A 20891-nucleotide genomic window follows, 5' to 3' on the forward strand; every position below is an offset into this window, starting at 1 on the left:
CGTCCCGGTTACGAGAGGGAGGCGATGGTCTCGCGGACCTTGCTGTTGATCTCGGTCGGGATCGGCGCGTAGCCGGCGTCGGTGAGGAGCTTCTGGCCCTCGTCACCGGCGGTGTAGTTCAGGAAGGACTTGACCGTGGAGAGGGTCTCGGCCTTGTTGCCCTTGTCGCAGACGATCTCGTACGTCACCAGGACGATCGGGTAGGCACCCTCGGCCTTGGTCGTGTAGTCGAGGTCCAGCGCCAGGTCCTTGCCGGTGCCCTTGATCTTGGCGGCGGCGATGGCCTTGGAGGCGTTCTCCGGGGTGGCCTTGACCGGGGTGGCGCCACCGGTGTTGATGTCGACGGTGGAGATCGACTGCGAGGTGGCGTAGCTGAGCTCGAAGTAGCCGATCGAGCCGTCGACCTGCTTCACCTGGGCGGCGACGCCGGAGGAGCCGGACGCGGCCTGGCCACCGGGGGCCGGCCACTTCTTCTCGGCCTCGTACTTCCAGTCGCTCGGGGCGGCCGCGCCGAGGTACTTGCCGAGGTTCTGCGTGGTGCCGGAGTCCTCGGAGCGGTGGAAGGCCTGGATGGCCTTGTCCGGGAGCTTGGCGCCGCTGTTGAGCTTGGCGATCGCCTGGTCGTTCCACTTCTTGATCTTGCCGTCGAAGATCTTGGCGAGCGTGGGGGCGTCCAGCGTGAGGCTGTCGACACCCTCCAGGTGGAAGCCGATGGCGATCGGGCCGCCGACCATCGGGAGGTTGATGCCCTGGCCGCCCTTGCAGATCTTCTTCGAGTCGGCGACCTCTTCGGGCTTCAGCGCCGAGTCGGAGCCGGCGAAACCGACCGTGCCCTGGTTGAAGGCGACGATGCCCTCGCCGGAGGAGGACGACTTGTAGTTGATCTCGACGCCGGAGCAGCCGGCCATGTAGTTCTTGGCCCAGAGGTCCATGGCGTTCTTCTGCGCGCTGGAGCCGGAGGCGGGCAGCTGGCCCTTGGCGTCGTCGCACTTGATGTTCGACGCGGCGCTCGTCTTGCCGCCGTTGCCGCCGGTCGAGCCGCCGCTGTTGTCGTCCGAACCGCACGCCGTGAGGACCAGGGCGCCGGAGACGGCGAGGGCACCGAGCGCGGTGGCACGAAGCCGGTTCTTGCGCTGAAGCTTCACTTTTCGGGTGTTCCTTCCAGGAGCCGCCGAGGTCTTTTTCGTTCTACGACGGCGTGCGATGTGGTGGGTGCTCCGGCGTTGCGCCGCGCACCGTGCACTGCCGAAGTTAGGCAGGACAGGTGAAGCGGCCTACGGGAGAGAGTGAACGGAAGGTGAACCGTGTCGGACGGTGCGGTTCCGGCCCCGGGCCGGGCGCCCGCTCAGGCGTCCGGCAGGATCGCGAGCAGGGCGTCCAGCAGGTCCCGGTCGCGGGGCTGGGTGAGGCGGGTCCGGGCCGCCGCCGGGGAGAGCCAGCTCACCCGGTCGACCTCGGCACCGGGCACGAAGGAGCCGCCGGTCGCCTCGGCCGCCCAGTAGGCGACCTCCTTGGGCCGGCCGTTCGCGAGATAGCGGACCGTGGGGAGCGGGGCGCCGGGGGCGCAGTGGTGCCCGGTCTCCTCCAGGACCTCGCGCCGGGCGGCGTCCAGCGCGGGCTCGCCGCGCTTGAGCTTCCCCTTGGGGTGCGACCAGTCGTCGTAACGGGGCCGGTGGACCAGGCAGATCTCCAGCTCGCCGGAGCGCTCCGAGCGGCGCCACAGCACGCACCCCGCGGCGAGCACCGGCCCGTTCACGGCGCGCCTCGTGCCACGGGCGCCCACCGCCCCGCTCATGGCGCGGTCACCGCCGCGGCGGTGTACGGCCAGCTCGCCCGGAACACGCCGCGGGCCGCCTCCACCGCATGGCGCTGGTCGGCGTGGAGCACCCCCAGGGCGTACGCGGTCGCGGGTGCGATGCGGGGGGTGCGGGCCGCCGACGACGCCGCCGCGGCCGCCTCCGAGGCATCCCGGTGCAGATCGAGCGCGCGGCCCGGCGCGGCCAGGACCGGATCGGGGGCGCCCCGCACCACCTCGTGGGCGTACCGGTGCAGCCGGAGCAGCAGCCGGGTCCGGTGCCAGGGCGCGTCCTGCGCCTCGTTGTACGGCTCGACCGCCTGATCGGAGGGGAGCGCCGCCACCGCGGTGAGCAGTTGCTGTTCGGCCCGGTCGGCGGGCCCGTGCAGCATCTCCTCGGCCGGGGCCGCGGCCGCCGGGGCGAGCGGGACCTCCGAGGCGAGCAGCGCGACGCCGTCGGCCACCGCGTGGAAGCGGGAGGAGCCGAGCGCCTGGAGCGCGGCGGAGTGGGCGCGGGTCCGGGCGAGGGTCAGCTGCCGTTCGAGGAGGGCTCCGGCGCGGGCCGCGCCGACGCCGAGAGCGGCGCGCTCCTTGTCGGCGGCGCTGTCGGCGCCGGCCCCGTTGCGGGCGGAGGGCAGCGAGGTGCCGGACAGGGCGTGCAGCGCTTCGAGGAGCCGGCTCAGCCGGGTCGCGTAGGCGTGTTCCCTGGCCAGGGTGCCCGAGAGCCAGGCCAGTTCGGTACGGAGCTGCTCGGCCCAGGCGGTGTCCAGCGCCCCCCGGAAGGTGTGCAGCGTGCCGCTGATCCGGCGCGAGGAGCGGCGCAGCGCGTCGGCGGCCTCCTCGGCCCCGTGGGCCCCGGCGTCCGTGGGGGCGCTGGTCTCGCGGTGCAGGCGCAGGCTGCGGAGGAATTCGGCGGCCTGTTCCTGGAGGTAGGGCGCGAGCACCGCGCCTGCCGTGAGGTCCGCCTGCGTCGTCTGCTGGTCATGGCGTCGCACGCCGGCGCCTCCGGGCGTCAATGAGCATTTCCTGTACGTGCCGCAGCGGCTGGCCGTCCGCGTCCGTGGAGTGCCGGGTCCAGTTCCCGTCGGGACCCAGGTGCCAGGAGGAGGTGGTGTCGGCCATGCCCGTCTCCAGGAGACGGCTGAGCGCGGCGCGGTGGGCGGGATCGGTGACCCGGACCAGTGCTTCGATCCGGCGGTCGAGGTTGCGGTGCATCATGTCGGCGCTGCCGAGCCACACTTCGGGTTCGCCGCCGTTGCCGAAGGCGAAGACCCGGGAGTGTTCGAGGAAGCGGCCCAGTATCGAGCGGACCCGGATGTTCTCGGAGAGGCCGGCGACACCGGGGCGGATCGCGCAGATGCCGCGTACCCAGATGTCCACCGGCACACCTGCTGTCGCGGCCCGGTAGCAGGCGTCGATGACCGCCTCGTCGACCATCGAGTTGACCTTGATGCGGACGTAGGCGGTCCGCCCGGCCCGCTGGTGCGTGATCTCCTTGTTGATCCGGGCGATCAGCCCGTCCCGCAGGGATTTCGGGGCGACCAGGAGACGGCGGTAGGTCTCGCGGCGGGAGTATCCGGAGAGCCGGTTGAAGAGGTCGGAGAGGTCCGCGCCGACCTGCGGGTCCGCGGTCAGCAGGCCGAGGTCCTCGTACAGCCGGGCCGTCTTCGGGTGGTAGTTGCCGGTCCCGACGTGGGAGTAGCGGCGCAGGGTGTCGCCCTCCTGCCGGACCACGAGCGACAGCTTGCAGTGGGTCTTCAGCCCGACGAGTCCGTAGACGACGTGGCAGCCCGACTCCTCCAGCTTCCGCGCCCACTTGATGTTGGCCTGCTCGTCGAAGCGGGCCTTGATCTCCACGAGCACCAGAACCTGCTTGCCGGACTCGGCGGCATCGATGAGGGCGTCCACTATCGGCGAGTCGCCCGAGGTCCGGTACAGGGTCTGTTTGATGGCGAGGACGTCGGGGTCACCGGCGGCCTGCTCCAGGAAGGCCTGTACGGAGGTGGAGAACGAGTCGTACGGGTGGTGCAGGAGCACGTCGCGTTCGCGCAGCGCGGCGAAGATGTCGGGCGCGGAGGCGGATTCGACCTCGGCGAGATCGCGGTGGGTGCCGGCGATGAACCTGGGGAACTTCAGCTCGGGCCGGTCCAGCGAGGCGATGCCGAAGAGCCCGGTCAGATCGAGCGGTCCGGGCAGCGGGTAGACCTCGGCGTCGGACACCTTCAGCTCGCGCACCAGCAGGTCCAGCACGTACGGGTCGATGGACTCCTCGACCTCCAGGCGGACCGGCGGGCCGAAGCGGCGCCGCATCAGTTCCTTCTCCAGGGCCTTGAGGAGGTTCTCGGCGTCGTCCTCCTCGACCTCCAGGTCCTCGTTCCTGGTGACCCGGAACATGTGGTGGGCGAGGACCTCCATGCCCGGGAAGAGCTCTTCGAGGTGGGCGGCGATGACGTCCTCTATGGGCACGTACCGCTGCGGCGACGCCTCCAGGAAGCGGGTCAGCAGCGGCGGCACCTTGACCCGGGCGAAGTGGCGGTGGCCGCTGACCGGGTTGCGTACGACGACGGCGAGGTTGAGCGAGAGCCCCGAGATGTACGGGAAGGGGTGCGCCGGGTCGACGGCGAGGGGGGTCAGCACGGGGAAGACGCGCTGCCGGAAGAAGGTGAACAGCCGGGCCTGTTCCTTCTCGGTCAGCTCGGGCCAGCGGATCAGCTGGATGCCCTCGTCCGAGAGTGCGGGAGCCACGTCCTGCTGGTAGCAGGCGGCGTGCCGGGCCATGAGTTCGCGCGAGCGGGTCCAGATCAGGTCCAGGACCTCGCGGGGCTGGAGTCCGGAGGCGGAACGGGTGGCGACCCCGGTGGCGATACGGCGCTTGAGACCGGCCACCCGGACCATGAAGAACTCGTCCAGGTTCGAGGCGAAGATGGCGAGGAAATTAGCCCGTTCGAGTAGGGGGGTCGCCGGGTCCTCGGCCATTTCCAGCACCCGTTCGTTGAACGCGAGCCAACTGCGCTCGCGGTCCAGGAAGCGGCCCTGGGGCAGCTCGTCGCCGTCGACATCGGGCTCGTAGGCGTCGACGTCGGCGTCGATATCGGGGTCCAGGTCGGCCGCGGTCGACAGCGCGGCGCCGTTGGACGCGGCATTGGCTACGGCGTGCGGCCGGTGTGCGGCGAGTGAGCCGACCGACGGCTGCACGGTGGACTGGACCGGTACCTCGGAGCTGGGCTGCTGGCTCATGGACCTATTGTTCCGCGCGGAGGGCTCCAAAGGCGCGCCGGAGGGCGCGGAGATCGCGGGGAACGCACGGTTGACGTCGTCCGTGCGGTCTCCGCCGGGGTTTCTCCCGTTGCGGGGGGTCGGCACAGCTGGCTGCATTCCGAGAGCGTCGCAAGCGCTTCTGAATGGCTGGTAACGGCGACATGACGTGCAGGAAGCGGTGTGCCGTGCGCGGATTGGTCATACGAACCGATTCCGGGCCCGGGGAGGGCCCGGAACCGGTTCGGACGTCAGCCGTGGCGGCGGCGCAGCACCCGGAAGGCGAGGGCTGCGGCGAGGGCGGCCAGGACGAGCAGGATGCCGGTCTCGACGAGCTGGAGGGGCCAGAAGTGCGAGGCGGGGTGGTAGTCGGCGAATTCGGTGGCGCCTCCGAGCCTGCGCATGCAGGTGAAGAGCGCGACCGACACGTCGGGGCCCTCGCAGGCCTTCCAGTACACGGCCTTCCCGGAGGCGGTGATCATCCCCGAGTCGACCCACCAGGCATCGCCCCCGGGCCGGCTGTGCCCGAGGAACCGGGCCGTCGGCCAGAGATCCTCGCGCACCCGGTTCAGGACCATTACCAGCGGGACGTACGCGAGCACGGTCACGACCATCGCCGCGACGGTGCGCCGCAGCAGCAGCCCCGCGAGCGCGCCGAGGGCCAGCATGCACAGGGCGTAGCCGAGCGGGACGGTGCCGATCGCGCCGTACACCTCGCGGGAGTACCGGTCCGGGGCCTGGTGGATCCTGTTCTCCCGGGTCTGGCCCCAGGTGCAGACCGCCGACAGCAGGGAGACCGAGACCAGCGTCACGACGGCGGGCACGGCGAGCTTGGCGGTGAGCCAGCGGGCGGGTGTCACGGACTGCGTCCACGCCAGTTTGTACGTGCCGCTCTCCAGCTCGCGGGCGATCACCGGGCCCGCCACGAAGATCCCGACGAAGGCGGGGAGGACCATCATCAGCAGGCCCGACCAGTTGAGGACGTCCTGCATCCACAGCTGACGGTTCAGGTACGTGCCGACCGTGTCACCGCAGTCGGGCGTCGTGTGCACCACCGAGCAGCCGGTCGAGGCGAAGGCGTCCACGACGTGCTCGGTCCACAGCCAGGTGCCGGCAAGGGCGGCGAGGGCCAGGACGGGAAGCACTCCCATGACCCACAGGGCCCATCGGTGCTGGGCGACGACGACCCGTTCCGGGCCGCGCAGGGCGATTGCGCTCATGCCGCCGCCACCTCCTTGCCGTCCTCGGCGGCCGTCGCGCTCGGCGTCAGCAGCGCCGGGGCCTCCGGCGACCGCAGATGTGCCAGCAGCAGTTCTTCCAGCGAGGGCTCGGCGGCCTCCCACACGGCGGTGTCCACGGGTCCCTGCCTCCGTACGAGTGCGGTCCGAAGCCGTCCCGCGGTGCGGGACTCGACGACGGTGTGCGGTGCGGTGTCCCGCACCGGGCCCGTGAGCAGGGTGTGCGCGGCGAGGATGTCCTCCGTCTCGCCGCCGAGGCGGACCCGGCCGCCGTCGACGAGCAGGAGGTAGTCGCAGGCGCCCTCCAGCTCGGTGAGGATGTGCGAGGACATCACGATGGTGGTGGCGTGCTCGGCGGCCTCCGCCATCAGGGCGCCCATCAGCTGGTGGCGGGCGAGCGGGTCGAGGTCGGCCATCGGCTCGTCCAGCAGAAGCAGTTCGGGCCGCTTGCCCAGGGCGAGGGCCAGGGCGAGCCGGGTGCGCTGCCCGCCGGAGAGATGACGGACCCCGGCGTCGCGCGGGAGCTCCCCGGCGATGCGTTCGGCGGTGTCCTGGTCCCAGGTGGCGGGATTCAGCTCGGCGCCCGCCCAGAGCGTCGCGGCCACCGTCAACTGCGGGTACAGCGGCTTGTCCTGGGCCACGAAGGCCATCTTGGCCCGCACCTCCCCGGGCGCCCTGCCCAGTACCCGTACCGCCCCCTCCGACGGCCGCAGGAAGCCCGCCGCGAGAGCGAGCAGCGTGGACTTGCCCGCGCCGTTGGGCCCGACGAGGGCGCACACCCGCCCGGCGGGCAATCGGAAGGAGCAGTCGCGCAGCGCCCAACCCCTGCCCCGGTACTTCATGCCGAGGCCGGTGGCCTCGATCGCAGCGCCTGTCATCCGGCCTGATCCCCCTCGAAAGTCCTGTCCAGTACGGCGGTGAAGAGCGCGCTCACGTCGTCCTTCTCCAGCCCGGCCGCGCGGGCCCGGCGGGCCCAGTCGGCGAGTTCGGCGCGCAGCGGTGCGTCGTCGGCGGCCGCCGCGCCGCCGAGGGTCCGGGTGACGAAGGTGCCGAGCCCGCGCCGGGCCTCGACGAGACCCTCGCGCTCCAGCTCCCGGTAGGCCTTGAGCACGGTGTTCGGGTTGATGGCGGTGGCTTCGACGACCTCGCGCGCGGTGGGCAGCCGGTCGCCGGGCTCCAGCAGGCCGAGGCGGAGCGCCTGCTTGGTCTGCTGGACGATCTGGAGGTACGTGGCGACGCCGCTGCGCCGGTCGATGCGGTACTCGACCGCTGCGGACTCTGCCATGTTCACCCCTTTCACTAATTGAGTAGTGAAAGGGTGGCGCAAAGCGGGGGCGGCGTCAAGCGACGCCGCCCCCGGGGGAGTTGTGCCTGCTCCGGCCCCTGCTTCAGGACTCCGTGCGGTACATCAGGTCCACCTCGTGCGTCGCGAAGCCCATCCGCTCGTAGACGGCCAGGGCCGCCTTGTTGTCCGCGTCCACGTAGAGCATCGCGGTCGGCAGCGCCTCGGCGGCGAGGTGGCGCAGCCCGATCGCGGTGAGCGCCTTGCCGAGCCCGCCGCCCTGCGCGTCGGGCCGGATGCCGACGACGTACACCTCGCCGAGCTGCTCCTCCGCGTGCACCTTCGTCCAGTGGAAGCCGATCAGCTCGCCGTCGCGCTCGGCCAGGAAGAACCCCTTCGGGTCGAACCACGGCTCCGCCTTGCGGTCGTCCAGGTCGCGCTGGGTCAGCGAACCCTGCTCCGGGTGGTGCGCGAAGGCGGCACTGTTCACCGCGAGCCAGGCGGCGTCGTCCTCACCGGGCACGAAGGTGCGGACGGTGACGCCCGGCGGCAGTACCGGCTCACCGATGTCCAGCGGGGTCAACGGGCGGCGCAGCTGGCGCAGTTCACGGAAGAGCGAGAGGCCGAGGACCTGCGCGAGATGCCGGGCCGCGGACTTCCCGCCGTGCGCCCACACCCGCAGCCGCTTCCCGGTCGCGGCGAGCAGCGCCGCGCCCAGCGCCCGCCCGTGTCCCTGTCCGCGGTACGCGGGATGCACGACCAGCTCGGCGGCCGGGGCCTCGACGGGGTCGGTGTCCTCCAGCTGCGCGTACCCGACCAGGACGGGCCCGCTGGTGAGCAGCAGATGCCGCACCCCCTCGCGCCGCCCGCCCCGCAGCTGCAGCCGCCCCTGCTCGGACACGGCCTGCCGGCCGTCGGACCGGGCCGCCTCGGCGAGCAGATCGGATACGGCTTCCGCCTGCTCGGGGGAGAGCACATCGAGCGTCCGGATCTCACGTCCGGGTGCGGGGAGGGGTACGTCAGTCGTCATGCCTACGAGCCTACGGGGGCGGGGCAGCTGTGGGCCGGTGCGCGGGCGCTTCGGTACTCAGGCTTTGGCCTGTGGCGTGGTCAGTGCGCCGTCGGCGATGCGGGAGAGATCTTCGGCGCCGGGCAGCAGCTCGCGCACGCGGTCGGGCGGACGGCGTAGGTGCTGACGGCCGGCGGCTGGTTGCGGCCGCGCAACGCGTACTCGACCATCGGCCGGTCGCGGCTCCCGGCGAGGGGAATGCCGACGGTGGGCCCGTCGAACTCCTTGTCCCGCACCGGATCGTCGACCACCGGCACATGGGACCCGAGCTGCCCGAAGTGCTCGGGGTGCGCTTTTCGGTGTGCGACGGCCTTGGATCGCGGTTCGTCGTCCACGGCGTACAGGCTTGCGCCGTACATGCGTGCCAGGACGTTTCTGCCCGCATATGTGAGTCATACGAGTGACATGTGACTGTTTGGGGCCATACCCACCGCATGGCAACCAGTTCGTAACCCGGGAAACCTGTCGCGCTACGCGCGTTGACCCTAGGCTGCGCACGAAGTCTCCAGACTCGTCATCACTTTCGAACCTCCCGCTGAACTCACAAGGGGACCGATGTCAGCGACACCGCAGAAGAACCGCGCGTCCCGGCGGGTGCTCGCCGCCGCGGCCGGGCTCGCCACCGTCGGCGCGCTCGTCGCCGCGATGCCGGCCGGCGCCCAGGACCGCCACGGCCATGGAAACGGTCACGGTCACGGGCACCACGAGCCGGACCGTACGGTCGACGTACAGCTGCTGTCCTTCAACGACCTGCACGGGAACCTGGAGCCGCCGGCCGGCTCGGCGGGCACGGTCAACGAGACGCAGGCCGACGGCACGACCAAGGCGATTCCGGCCGGTGGCGTCGAGTACCTCGCCTCCTCGCTGCGCACCGCGCGCAAGGGGCACCCGTACTCGATCACCGCGGCCGGCGGCGACATGGTGGGCGCGAGCCCGCTGCTGTCCGGTCTCTTCCACGACGAGCCGACCATCGAGGCGCTCAACAAGATCGACCTCGATGTGACGAGCGTCGGCAACCACGAGTTCGACGAGGGCGCCACCGAGCTGGCCCGTCTCCAGAACGGCGGCTGCCACCCGGTCGAGGGGTGCTACGAGCAGGGCAAGAAGTTCAAGGGCGCGGACTTCCCCTACCTCGCCGCCAACGTGACGAACGAGAAGTCCGGCAAGCCGATCCTCAAGCCGTACACGGTCTGGAAGAAGAACGGCGTCAAGATCGGCTTCATCGGGGTGACCCTGGAGGGCACGCCGAACATCGTGACGGCCAACGGCGTCAAGGGCCTGAAGTTCCACGACGAGATCGAGACGATCAACAAGTACGCCAAGGAGCTGGACCGCCAGGGCGTCAAGTCCATCGTCGCGCTGATCCACGAGGGCGGGGCCCCGGCCTCCACCTCGTACAACTACGACTGCGACTCCTCCGGCGCCGGTGACGGCATCTCCGGGCCGATCACCGACATCGCCAAGGGCATCACGCCCAAGGTCGACGCCCTGGTCACGGGCCACACCCACCAGGCGTACGTGTGCACGATCCCGGACCCGGCGGGCAACCCGCGCATGGTCACCTCGGCGTCCTCCTTCGGCAAGCTCTACACCGACACGACGCTCACCTACGACCGGCGCACCAAGGACATCGTCCGCACGTCGGTGAAGTCGGCCGGTGCCAAGAACCCGAAGTCGGCCAACCACATCGTCAGCCGGGACCAGCCCAAGGCCAACGACATGACGGCCCTGATCGCCCGCTGGAACACCCTCGCGGCGCCCATCTCGAACCGGCCGCAGGGCTACATCACCGCCGACATCAACGGCCGCGGCTCCACGGCCCCCGAGAAGCCGCTCGGTGACCTGATCGCCGACGCCCAGCTGGAGGGCCTGGCCCCGGCGGACAAGGGCGGGGCGGTCGTCGCCTTCATGAACCCGGGCGGTATCCGCGCGGACCTGGTCCACAAGGCGTCCGGCGCCGAGGGCGACGGGGTGGTGACGTACGGGGAGTCCTTCACCGTGCAGCCCTTCACCAACATGATGAACGTCGTCGACCTGACCGGCGCCCAGCTGGTCCAGGCGCTCCAGCAGCAGGTCAGCGGCTCCAACGAGGCCAGCCCGAAGATCCTCCAGATCTCCGAGGGCCTCACCTACACCCTGGACATGACGAAGACGGGCGCGGCCCGCGTGGTCACCGACACCATCAAGCTCAACGGTGAGGCGATCGACCCGGCGAAGTCCTACCGCGTCGCGATGAACGAGTTCCTGGCGGGCGGCGGCGACGGCTTCGCGGCTCTCGGCCAGGGCACGAACAAGCTGGTCGGCCCCTCCGACCTGGACGTGTTCAACGCCTACCTCGCGGCCCACTCCACGGCCCAGGCACCGCTGGCCCCGCCGGCGGCGGACCGGATCACGGTCATCCAGTAGTAACTCCCGTACGCGGGTGAGCGGGGCGGTGGGCCGGCGGGCCCACCGCCCTTACGCGTTCTGCCGCTCCGCCCGCGCGGTGGCGACCCGCCACGACGAGCGCACGCTCTCGCACACCAAGGTCTCCTGCCTGTACACACCCGGCTCGGCGCCGGTCACCTTCGAGGCCGGCGGTGTGCGGTTCGGGTGTGCGCTCTCGGCGCGGCAGGACGCGCGCAGCGAGAACCGGACGGGGTATCCAGGACCTGTGCGGACAGGAGGGGGAACCGGAGGCCGGAGGCGTGGCCACCGTGAACCCTTCACGAGGGCTGCGGGGACCGGTCGTACCTCTGCATGAGGCGGGGGAGCCGTGCGGCGTCGGCGACGGTGCGCGCGCGGACCTCCTCCAGCTCGCGGGCGTGGTCGCCGATGGCCGCGTTCTCGTACTCCGCCTCGACGGCGAAGTTCACGCCCAGCAGGTTGACCCGCCGCTTGCAGGAGATGTCGGCCGTGGCGACGGCGATCTCCGCGCGGCCGGGCCGGGCGCTGCGCAGGTCCCAGCGGGGGTCTTCGAGAGCCGCGCCGGGATCGCGGTAGGCGAAGCCCTTGCCCCGCATGCAGGAGGACCACGTCCGGTTCACCGCTCCGACCCGCGGGTCGGAGCGGGAGCGCTCGAACGCCTCGTGGCGCAGCCGGGCGACGAGGTCGTTGCCGCGTTGCGCCGCCTCCGCGCCGTCGGCGTGCACGGCGCGTTCGGCCTGACCCGCGCATCCGTCGCGGGGAACCGTCTTGCCGCGTAAGGACGTTGACGACGCCCGACCGTCCGCCGTGCGTCCCGACAACACCTCGCGCTCCGGCAGGGAGAGAGCGGTCGCGACCTGTGGAGCACGAGCCCCGTCGGGCTCCTCGGCGAGGTGATACCCGCGTTCGGCGGCAATGGTCCGCTCGCTGATCCCGTACCGGCGCGACTCGTACTCGCGCCACGTCGCGACCGTGGTTCCGATGTAGTCGCTGGACAGATGGGGCAGGTACCGGAATCCGAAGCCGCGCATGCAGTGCTGTTGCACGCGGTAGACGAGGTACTCGCCGGTGGCCTGGTCCTCGGGGGTGGGGAGGTAGGCGTTCAGCGGCAGCCGGAGGCCGGCGGTGGTGGCCGGGGTCGGCGTCGCCACCGGCCCGGGGGCGGCGGGCGGCCGCGCCGGTTCTCCGTCGCACCCGGAGACGAGGAGCGTGGCGGTCAGCGCACCGGCCGACAGGGCGGCGAGCCAGGCCGTTCGACGCCGGAAGGCGGCCCGTTCCGTGTTCACGGGTGGTTCTGCCATGTCTGGACTCTCCGCTCTCTCGGGTTCCGGTGAGGCTGGAAGCCCTGCCCGCACCGGAGGCGCGGGCAGGGCGGTCGTGCGGGTCCGGCTCAGGTGCAGCTCTCCACCCGGATCGAGGCGTCCTCGTTGCGCAGCCTGCCGTTCAGGTTTCCCGCGTACCCGGCGTGGAGCCAGTTCGAGTCACCCGTGAAGCGGGGGGAGTAGAAGACACGGACGTGACAGTTGATGGTGTTGTTGCCCATGGAGGCGGCGTTGTTGCGCACCACCTGCCCGGCGCCCGCCGAGCCCGTCCCGTGGTCGGCGAACTTGTTGTCCGACAGATCCGAGTCCGACGTCCCGGTCGGCGTCCAGCTCGCGTTGGTGAGATTGGGGCTGTAGTAGAGGCACATGTAGGTGCCGCAGGGCTGCCAGAACGACGACCAGGTGTCGATGTTCGTCGCTGTCGCACCGGCCGTCGGCGCGAGTCCGAGGGTGGCGGCGGCGGTGGCGGCCACGGCGATGCCCACCATGGACGTCCGCTTCAGGGATATGGCTCGTAACACGTTCATCTGTGACTCCTGTGATCCGTGAGTTCGGGTGTACTGCCGGACACTCAGCTCCCGTAGCCATGGCTCGGCTGCGGGAAATCCCCCCGTCGGTCCGGGTGCGGCCCTGGGCGATCGGATCGCACAGGGCCGGATAGTGGCTTTCGCCCGGGGGCGGCCGGGGCCACCCTCGAAGGCGTTGCGTGTCCATGGTCGGGACGGGGCCGGGGGGCCGCGATGGTTTCGGTTCTGGCCGAACAGTGGCGCGCGGGAACCCGGGATCGGAACGAGGGGGACGGATGCTGAGTGTGAGTTTCACGCCCGAGGATCTGCTGGGGGTGACATTCGCGACCGATCCGGCACCTTTGATGGATCTGGTGCTGGTCACCGGGATGGTTCAGCGGGACGTCTCCCCGCTGTTCAGGCGGTGGCAGCACGCGGCACGGGCCGGTTTTCCGCAGGAGGCGCGCCGGCTGCTGGAGCTGGTGCCGCCGACGGCGACGGGCCCGATGTTCCTCGACCCGCTGAGCCGTGGGCTGGAGGAAGGCCTCGACGCGGTTCTTTCGGCGCCCACCGGCACTGTCCGCGCGGAACTGGGCCGGGTCTGCCGGACGAGCCGTCCGGTCACCCCGTGGATCCGTGGGCTGGCGGACCGGGACAAGGAGGCATGGCAGGACCTGGAGCAGGCCGTGCGGTCGGCGCACGCGAGCCTGGTGGCCCCGTCCTGGAGCCGGCTCCGGTCGGGATTCGACACCGAACGCGCCTGGCGCACCCGGTTCCTCGCCGAGCACGGAATCCGTGCCACGCTGGCCGGGCTCGTCCCCGGCGCGCACTGGCGGGGAACGACCCTGGTCTTCGACTGCGCGAAGCACGGTGAGGTCGAGCTGACCGGACACGGCCTCGTACTGCTGCCGTCCCTCGTGTGGGACGGCCCGCCCGTGGTGGCCGCGCACGACGACGCCCCGAGCATCCTCATCTACCCGGCCCTGACCCCGCTGCCGCTGCTCGGCCCGCGCGCCGACGGCGATCCGCTGAGCGCCCTGCTGGGCCGTACCCGGGCGGCCGCCCTCGGCCTGCTCACCCAGCAGCGCACCACCACGGACATCGCCCGGGAGCTGGACATCAGCAAGTCGTCGGCCTCCGAACACACCAAGGCCCTGCGGGACGCGCGCCTGATCGTCACGGAGCGCGAGGGCAAGGCGGTCCGGCATTCCTGCACCCCGCTGGGGCTGGACCTGCTGACCGGGACCGCCGCGGCTCCGTGACGCATGCCGCACGCCCTGTTCCTGTGGTGACGTGCACCCGTCATACTCTGACGGCTGACCCCCAGGCCCCCCCACGGCAGACGGAGGCACTTCCCGCATGAGCCCGTACACCGCCACTCGCCGGAACTTCCTGACCGGCGCCCTCGCCGCCACCGCCACTGTCCTGATCGGCACGGGCCCCGCGGGTGCCACGACCCGCCAGGCGCTCACCACCCAGGACTGGATGGGTGCCGTCCCCGACGCCACCGCGCTGCAACGCCTCACGATCCCCGGTTCGCACGACTCCGGTGCCCGCTACGGCGGACCCTGGACCGAGTGCCAGAACACCACGATCGCCGAGCAGTTGAACAGCGGGATCCGCTTCCTCGACGTGCGGTGCCGGATCACCGGCGGCTCGTTCGCGATCCATCACGGGGCCTCGTACCAGAACCTGATGTTCGGCGATGTGCTGGGCGCCTGCTGGGACTTCCTGGCGGCCCACCCCACCGAGACCGTGCTGATGCGGGTCAAGCAGGAGTACTCGGAGGAGAGCGACGCGGCGTTCCGGGCGGTCTTCGACGACTACCTCGACAACAGGGGCTGGCGGCCGCTGTTCCGCATCGATGCGGCACTGCCCTCGCTGGGCGCGGCGCGGGGCAAGGTCGTGCTGCTGGCCGACAACGGCGGGCTGCCCGGCGTCCGGTACGCCGATTCGGCACTCTTCGACATCCAGGACGACTACATGGCGGAGCCGTTCGCCAAGTACCCCAAGATCGAGGCCCAGTTCCGCAAGGCCGCCCAGCAGCCCGGGAAGCTGTACATGAACTACGTCAGCACGGCCGCCCTGATGCCGCCGCGCTGGAACGCGGACCGGCTCAACCCGCAGGTGCAGTCGTTCCTAGACGGCTCGGAGGCGGCGGGCTGGACCGGGCTCGGCATCGTCCCGCTGGACTTCCCCGCCACCCGGGCCGGCCTGGTGGAGTCACTGATCCGGCACAATCCGGGGGCCTGAGCCTCCTCGGCCTCCTACCGGCGGGAGCCCCGCGACCTGCATGGGCTGTTGGACCGGTTGGACACGGGAAGCGCCCCGCAGCTCGCCGCCGAGTTCCGCCGCCGCCTCTGACTCGCGCCGCCCCCTACCGCACCGCGCTCACGCCCCCGGCGGTGGCGTCGGGGCGCCCGGCAGCCGGATCGAGGCGACCGTGCCCGGGCCGTCCGGCGCCGGGCGCAGGGTGATCTCGCCGCCCGACTGCTGGACCGTGCGGGCGACGATGGACAGGCCCAGGCCCGAGCCGGGGAGCTGGCGGGCGGACGGGGAGCGCCAGAAGCGTTCGAAGACGTGGGGGAGCTCGTCGGCGGGGATGCCGGGGCCCTGGTCCCGCACGGTCAGCTCGCCGTCGCGCAGGGCGACCTCGACCGTGCCGCGGGACGGGCTGAACTTGACCGCGTTGTCCAGGACGTTGACCACCGCTCGCTCCAGCGCGGCGGGCTCGGCCCGTACGTACCAGGGGGCCAGGTCCGCCCTGATGGTCAGCTCGGGGCCGCGCAGCCGGGCGCGTTCCAGGGCCGTGTCCGCGATGTCGTGCAGCGCGACGACCTGGAGCGGGCCAGGGGTGGGGGCGTCGGGGCGGGCCAGTTCCTGGAGGTCGCCGATGAGCGAGGCCAGCTCGGTCATCTGGGCCTTGACCGACTTCATCAGGGCCCTGCGGTCGTCGGGCGGGATGGCGCGGCCGGTGTCGTCGCTGCGGGCGAGGAGCTCGATGTTGGTGCGCAGGGAGGTCAGCGGGGTCCGCAGCTCGTGGCCGGCGTCGGCGATCAGCTGGGCCTGGCGGTCGCGGGAGCTGGCCAGGGACGCGGTCAGCGAGTTGAAGGAGCGGGACAGCCGGGCGATCTCGTCCTCGCCGTCGACCGGGATCCGGACGGTGAGGTCCTCGGTGCGGGCGACGTGCTCGACGGCCTCGGTGAGTTCGTCCACGGGGCGCAGCCCGGTGCGGGCGACCCAGAGCCCGGCCGCGCCGGCGCCGACGCCGCCGATGCCGGCGACGGCCAGGAGCACCCAGGCGAGGGTGGAGAGCGGGTCGTCGATCTCGCTCATCGGACGGGCGACGGAGACCGCGAAGGTACCCGGGACCAGGCCGGGCGCCGGGGTGTGGGTCTCGTACGCGTAGGTGTGCACGCGCATCTTCTTGCCGCTCTTCGTGCTGGCCGTGTGCAGGGTGTCGTCCCGCACGCCGGCGGCCACGGCGATGTCGGCGGCCGTCACGCCGATCGGTGAGGCCCCGGCGGAGGTGCAGGTGCTCCCGGACGCGGTGACGAGCTGCACGGTGTACCCCCCGATCGGCGGGGCGGTCGCCCGGTCGGGGCGGGTGCAGGCGATGAACAGCTTCTGCATGTAGTCGTCACTGACCGAGACATTGCGCAGTGAGGAATCCATCTGGCTCTCCAGCTGCGCCTTCGTCGCGAACCAGCAGCCCGCCGCGACCGCCGCGACCGCGACCGCCACCGCCGTCGCCACCAGCAGCGCGAGCCGGGAGCGCAGCGGCAGGGCGCGGAGCCGTCGCAGGGCGCCGGTCATCCGTCACCGCCGCCGGAGCGGAGCGCGTAGCCGACCCCCCGCACCGTGTGCACGAGGCGCGTCTCGCCGCCCGCCTCCGTCTTGCGCCGCAGGTACATCACGTACACGTCCAGGGAGTTGGAGCTCGGCTCGAAGTCGAAGCCCCACACGGCCTTGAGGATCTGCTCGCGGGTCAGCACCTGCCGCGGGTGGGCCAGGAACATCTCCAGCAGGGTGAACTCGGTACGGGTCAGCTCGACCCGGCGGGTGCCCCGGGTGACCTCGCGGGTGGCGAGGTTCATCCGCAGGTCCGCGAAGACCAGCTCGTCGTCGGCAGGGACCGCGCCGCCCGCCGAGGCCGCGTACGAGCTGCGGCGCAGCAGGGCCCGGATGCGGGCGAAGAGCTCGTCCAGCTCGAAGGGCTTGACCAGGTAGTCGTCCGCGCCCGCGTCGAGACCGGTGACCCGGTCGCCGACGGTGTCGCGGGCGGTGAGCATCAGGATGGGGGTGGTGGTGCCCCCGGAGCGGAGCCGGCGGGCGGCGGTCAGGCCGTCCATCCGGGGCATCTGGATGTCGAGGACGATGAGGTCGGGGGCGTACGACTCGGCCCGGGCGAGGGCGTCGAGACCGTCGACGGCCACCTCGGTGCCGTAGCCCTCGAACGCGAGACTGCGCTGCAGGGCCTCGCGCACGGCGGGCTCGTCGTCGACGATCAGGATGCGCTGCGGATCGTCTTCGGCGGGGCTCATCGCTCGTCGTCCTCTTCTCGTTCCCGTACGGCTGTGGCTTCCTGCTCTCAGCCTCGCACGGCCGCCGCGCGCCGTCGTCGTGCGGCCCGGCGGTCGCGGCCGGCGGCGGCACGGAGCTCGGGGGCCCGGCGCGGCCCGTGCGCGGCCTGTTCCGCCACGAGGGCGAGGGGGAGGGCCAGGTCGGCCGGGCCGGTGGGGGTGTGGGCGGGGTGGTGCATGGATGTCTCCTCAGGAGCCGTTGCCGGCCCGCAGGGTGTCGAGGTCGGCCTTGAGCGTGTTCACCGGGATGGCGAAGCCGAGACCCACGCTGCCCGCGCTCGAACCGTTCGACCCGTTGGTGGAACTCGCCGAGTACATCGCGGAGTTGATGCCGATGATCTCGCCGTTCATGTTGATGAGCGCGCCGCCGGAGTTACCGGGGTTGAGCGAGGCGTCGGTCTGGATGGCCTTGTACGTGGTGGTGGACTCACCGGTGTCGCCGTTGAACTGCCGGCCGCCGAACTCGAACGGCCACTGCTCGCCGCCGCCCTGTCCGCCCTGCCCCTGGCCGCTGCCGTCCTCCTTGGCGACGGTGACATCGCGGTCGAGGGCGGAGACGATGCCGCTGGTGACGGTGCCGGTGAGGCCCTCGGGAGAGCCGATCGCCACGACCTGGTCGCCGACCGCGACCGCCGAGGAGTCGCCCAGCGTGGCCGTCTTCAGCCCGCTCGCACCCTGGAGCTTGATGAGCGCGAGGTCCTTGTCGGGGTCGGTGCCGACGACATCGGCGGTGTACGTCCTGCCGTTGCTGAGCGTCACCTTGATCGACGAGGCGCCGGAGATGACGTGGTTGTTGGTGACGACCTCGCCGTCGGAGGTGATGACCACGCCGGAGCCGGTGGACTCGCCCGCCGTCGAGGTCGCGTTGATCTCGACGATCATCGGCGAGACGGCCTTGGCGACACCGGCGACGGTGCCCTTGCTGCTCTGCGAGACGGTGGTGCCGGGGATGACGCTGCTCGCGCTGTTCGAGCTGTCGCCGGTGAGCTGTTCGACGACGGTGGCGGTGGCGCCGCCGACGATCGCCGCCGCAATCGCCACGGCCGCCAGCAGGGCGACCGGCCGCCTGGCCCGGTGCCGGGGCGCGGCCGGCTCCTGGGGCGCGGGCGGCGGGAAGCCGGGTCCGTCGCCGCCGTTGCCGCCGTGCCCGTCGGAGCCGTTCCCGCCGGGCCACACGGTGGTTCCGGGGCCCGTCGCGATCGGCTGTGCGGGCCGGTACGACGGCGGCGGCGGGTAGGCCGCGTCGCCGTTGCCGTACGAGGGGTACGTCGGGTACTCGCCGCTCGGGCGCTGGCTCTCTGTCATGCATATGAGCGTGTCCGGCGAAGATGAGAGAAGCCTGAGCACGCGCTGAGAAGCCCGGCAGAAGCTCGTATGCCCGATATAAGGACCCGGCCCGTCACAGGGACCGGCCCCGCCCGCTACCCGGCCGTCGGCTCCCCGCAGCCGCAGGAGCGCCGTACCACCAGCGCCGACGGGAACTGCTTCAGCCGCTCCCGCCGCGACCCCGACACCCGCAACGAGTCGTCGAGCACCAGGTCCACCGCGGCCCGCGCCATCGCCGGGCGGTCCGAGGAGACCGTCGTCAGCGGCGGATCGGTCAGACCGGCCTCCTTCACGTCGTCGAAGCCCGCCACCGCGAGTTCCCCGGGCACATCGATGCGCAGCTCGCGCGCGGCCCGCAGCACCCCGATGGCCTGGTCGTCCGTCGAGCAGAAGATCGCCGGCGGCCGGTCCGGCCCGGCGAGCAGCTTCAGCGCCACCTGATAGGCGTCGTAACGGTTGTACGGGGCCTGGAAGAGCCGGCCCTCCGTCGAGCGCCCCGACTCGTGCATCGCCCGGCGCCAGCCCTCGACGTGGTCGGCGACCGGGTCACCGACCGCCGGGGTGGACTCCACGCCGCCGAGGCACGCCACGTACTCGTTGCCGTGCTCCAGCAGGTGCCGGGTGGCGAGCTGGGCGCCGCCGACGTCATCGGTGACGACCGCGACGTCGTCGATCGCCTCCGGCCGCTCGTGCAGCAGCACGACCCGCGCGTCCCACGCCTCTATCTCGGCCGCCGCCCGCTCGCTGGGGCCCTGGCTGACCAGGATCAGGCCGGAGACCCGCATGCCGAGAAAGGCCCGCAGATAGTGGACCTCGCGTTCGTCGCGGTAGTCGGAATTGCCGACGAGCACCATTTTCCCGCGCTCGGCGGCGGCCTGTTCGACCGCGTGCGCCATTTCCGCGAAGAACGGCTGCCGGGCGTCCGGCACGATCATCCCTATGAGATCGGTCCGCCGTGAGGCCATCGCCTGGGCAACCCGGTCCGGCCGGTAGCCCAGCTCCTTGATCGCGGCGAGTACCCGCTCGCGCGTGGCCGGGGCGACCGGCCTCGGTCCGTTGTTGATGACGTAGCTGACGACCGCGGTCGACGTCCCCGCCAGTCTCGCCACATCGTCCCGCGTCACCTTGGCCACGCGCGGCAGTCTACGCGGATATACCTACCTTCCGGCAGGCCGGACCGGGGCTTCTTCCCTCGGTGCGGCCGCCCGTGACTGCTCCGAACGGGTTACGGGTTCGGCGGCCGCTCCCGCCGCGGCCCGGTCCTTGGCCTCCTCGGCCGCACGCTCCACCTTCTCGGGCACCACGAAGCGGTAGCCGACGTTGCGGACCGTGCCGATCAGGGACTCGTGCTCGGGGCCGAGCTTGGCGCGCAGCCGCCGCACATGGACGTCGACGGTGCGCGTACCGCCGAAGTAGTCGTAGCCCCAGACCTCCTGGAGCAGCTGGGCACGGGTGAAGACCCGGCCCGGGTGCTGCGCGAGGTACTTGAGCAGTTCGAACTCCTTGAAGGTCAGGTCCAGGACCCGGCCCTTCAGCTTCGCGCTGTACGTGGCCTCGTCGACCGAGAGGTCGCCGTTGCGGATCTCCATCGGGGAGTCGTCGGCGCTGATCTGCTGCCGGCCGGTGGCCAGCCGCAGCCGGGCCTCGACCTCGGCCGGTCCCGCCGTGTCCAGCAGCACGTCGTCGATGCCCCAGTCGGCGGTGACGGCCGCGAGACCGCCCTCCGTCACGACGAGGAGCAGCGGACAGCCCGGTCCGGTGGACCGCAGCAGCTGGCAGAGCGACCGCACCTGGGGGAGATCGCGGCGGCCGTCGATGAGAATGACGTCGGCACCGGGGGTGTCGACGAGGGCGGGGCCTTCGGCCGGTGCCACCCGCACGCTGTGAAGCAGGAGACCGAGGGCGGGCAGCACCTCCGTCGACGGTTGAAGGGCATTCGTCAGGAGCAGCAGTGAACTCATCGCCGCCCACCTGCCTGGGTCGTCGGTCGATGATCGTGCACGGTTCGCTCGCCCATTACGTCGGTCCTCCTCGTTCCCTGCGAGAGGGGCACTCCCGGGCCGGGCCCGGGGGAGTATGCGGCACTTCTTCGTACGTTTTCGTGCTGGT

20 protein-coding genes are annotated in these 20891 nt (G+C 71.6%); 3 read left to right on the forward strand and 17 right to left on the reverse strand.

The genetic code is table 11. From position 1 onward, the window contains the following. Positions 1-8: 8 nt before the first annotated feature. From pstS to ACWCPY_RS17745, 9 genes are all read right to left on the reverse strand, one after another. A complete protein-coding gene (gene pstS, locus ACWCPY_RS17705; protein WP_362449954.1) occupies positions 9-1145 on the reverse strand; it encodes a phosphate ABC transporter substrate-binding protein PstS in 1137 nt (378 codons plus the stop codon). A gap of 200 nt (positions 1146-1345) precedes the next feature. Then, complete coding sequence (locus ACWCPY_RS17710) at positions 1346-1795, reverse strand: NUDIX hydrolase (protein ID WP_451265908.1); 450 nt, start codon at positions 1793-1795, stop codon at positions 1346-1348. Then, positions 1792-2790, reverse strand: coding sequence for a CHAD domain-containing protein (locus ACWCPY_RS17715; RefSeq protein ID WP_451265910.1), 999 nt, complete (start codon positions 2788-2790; stop codon positions 1792-1794). The genes ACWCPY_RS17710 and ACWCPY_RS17715 overlap by 4 nt, the downstream gene beginning before the upstream one ends. Further along, the gene (locus ACWCPY_RS17720) at positions 2777-5032 is read right to left on the reverse strand and encodes an RNA degradosome polyphosphate kinase (protein WP_451265912.1); all 2256 of its coding nucleotides are present in this window, start codon (positions 5030-5032) and stop codon (positions 2777-2779) included. Before ACWCPY_RS17720 ends, ACWCPY_RS17715 begins: the two co-directional genes overlap by 14 nt. A 269-nt stretch (positions 5033-5301) precedes the next feature. Beyond that, a complete protein-coding gene (locus ACWCPY_RS17725; RefSeq protein ID WP_451265914.1) occupies positions 5302-6270 on the reverse strand; it encodes an ABC transporter permease subunit in 969 nt (322 codons plus the stop codon). Then, entirely contained in the window at positions 6267-7166 is a 900-nt protein-coding gene (locus tag ACWCPY_RS17730; RefSeq protein WP_451265916.1) for an ABC transporter ATP-binding protein, read from the reverse strand. The genes ACWCPY_RS17725 and ACWCPY_RS17730 overlap by 4 nt, the downstream gene beginning before the upstream one ends. Further along, the gene (locus tag ACWCPY_RS17735) at positions 7163-7573 is read right to left on the reverse strand and encodes a GntR family transcriptional regulator (RefSeq protein ID WP_259931416.1); all 411 of its coding nucleotides are present in this window, start codon (positions 7571-7573) and stop codon (positions 7163-7165) included. Before ACWCPY_RS17735 ends, ACWCPY_RS17730 begins: the two co-directional genes overlap by 4 nt. A 103-nt stretch (positions 7574-7676) precedes the next feature. After that, the gene (gene mshD / locus ACWCPY_RS17740; RefSeq protein ID WP_451265918.1) at positions 7677-8600 is read right to left on the reverse strand and encodes a mycothiol synthase; all 924 of its coding nucleotides are present in this window, start codon (positions 8598-8600) and stop codon (positions 7677-7679) included. Between the two features lie 80 nt (positions 8601-8680). After that, positions 8681-8998, reverse strand: coding sequence for a PDDEXK nuclease domain-containing protein (locus tag ACWCPY_RS17745; protein WP_451265920.1), 318 nt, complete (start codon positions 8996-8998; stop codon positions 8681-8683). A gap of 196 nt (positions 8999-9194) precedes the next feature. On the opposite strand from ACWCPY_RS17745, the gene ACWCPY_RS17750 reads away from it, so the two are divergent. Continuing rightward, positions 9195-11045 (forward strand): bifunctional metallophosphatase/5'-nucleotidase, encoded by a 1851-nt coding sequence (locus ACWCPY_RS17750; RefSeq protein ID WP_451265922.1) that lies wholly within the window; start codon positions 9195-9197, stop codon positions 11043-11045. Positions 11046-11344: 299 nt separating this feature from the next. Here the strand turns inward: ACWCPY_RS17750 and ACWCPY_RS17755 are convergent, their stop codons facing one another. Both ACWCPY_RS17755 and ACWCPY_RS17760 read right to left on the reverse strand, forming a co-directional pair. Continuing rightward, complete coding sequence (locus tag ACWCPY_RS17755) at positions 11345-12346, reverse strand: hypothetical protein (RefSeq protein WP_451265924.1); 1002 nt, start codon at positions 12344-12346, stop codon at positions 11345-11347. Positions 12347-12435: 89 nt separating this feature from the next. Beyond that, entirely contained in the window at positions 12436-12894 is a 459-nt protein-coding gene (locus tag ACWCPY_RS17760) for a hypothetical protein (protein WP_451265926.1), read from the reverse strand. 284 nt (positions 12895-13178) lie between these two features. On the opposite strand from ACWCPY_RS17760, the gene ACWCPY_RS17765 reads away from it, so the two are divergent. Then, complete coding sequence (locus ACWCPY_RS17765; RefSeq protein WP_451265928.1) at positions 13179-14135, forward strand: ArsR/SmtB family transcription factor; 957 nt, start codon at positions 13179-13181, stop codon at positions 14133-14135. Positions 14136-14232: 97 nt separating this feature from the next. After that, complete coding sequence (locus tag ACWCPY_RS17770; protein ID WP_451265930.1) at positions 14233-15126, forward strand: phosphatidylinositol-specific phospholipase C; 894 nt, start codon at positions 14233-14235, stop codon at positions 15124-15126. A gap of 138 nt (positions 15127-15264) precedes the next feature. Here ACWCPY_RS17770 and ACWCPY_RS17775 read toward each other — a convergent pair whose 3' ends face one another. From ACWCPY_RS17775 to ACWCPY_RS17800, 6 genes are all read right to left on the reverse strand, one after another. Then, a complete protein-coding gene (locus tag ACWCPY_RS17775; protein WP_451265932.1) occupies positions 15265-16689 on the reverse strand; it encodes a sensor histidine kinase in 1425 nt (474 codons plus the stop codon). Beyond that, the gene (locus ACWCPY_RS17780; RefSeq protein WP_451265934.1) at positions 16686-17417 is read right to left on the reverse strand and encodes a response regulator transcription factor; all 732 of its coding nucleotides are present in this window, start codon (positions 17415-17417) and stop codon (positions 16686-16688) included. The genes ACWCPY_RS17775 and ACWCPY_RS17780 overlap by 4 nt, the downstream gene beginning before the upstream one ends. Before the next feature lie 47 nt (positions 17418-17464). Beyond that, entirely contained in the window at positions 17465-17635 is a 171-nt protein-coding gene (locus ACWCPY_RS17785) for a hypothetical protein (protein ID WP_451265936.1), read from the reverse strand. Positions 17636-17645: 10 nt separating this feature from the next. Beyond that, positions 17646-18761, reverse strand: a complete 1116-nt coding sequence (locus ACWCPY_RS17790) for a S1C family serine protease (protein ID WP_451265938.1) — start codon at positions 18759-18761, stop codon at positions 17646-17648. A gap of 116 nt (positions 18762-18877) precedes the next feature. Beyond that, positions 18878-19915: a LacI family DNA-binding transcriptional regulator gene (locus ACWCPY_RS17795; RefSeq protein ID WP_451265940.1), complete on the reverse strand. Its 1038-nt coding sequence runs from the start codon at positions 19913-19915 to the stop codon at positions 18878-18880. 24 nt (positions 19916-19939) lie between these two features. Next, the gene (locus ACWCPY_RS17800) at positions 19940-20743 is read right to left on the reverse strand and encodes a winged helix-turn-helix transcriptional regulator (RefSeq protein ID WP_451265942.1); all 804 of its coding nucleotides are present in this window, start codon (positions 20741-20743) and stop codon (positions 19940-19942) included. Positions 20744-20891: the final 148 nt, after the last annotated feature.

Source organism: Streptomyces sp. NPDC002403 (assembly GCF_053593015.1).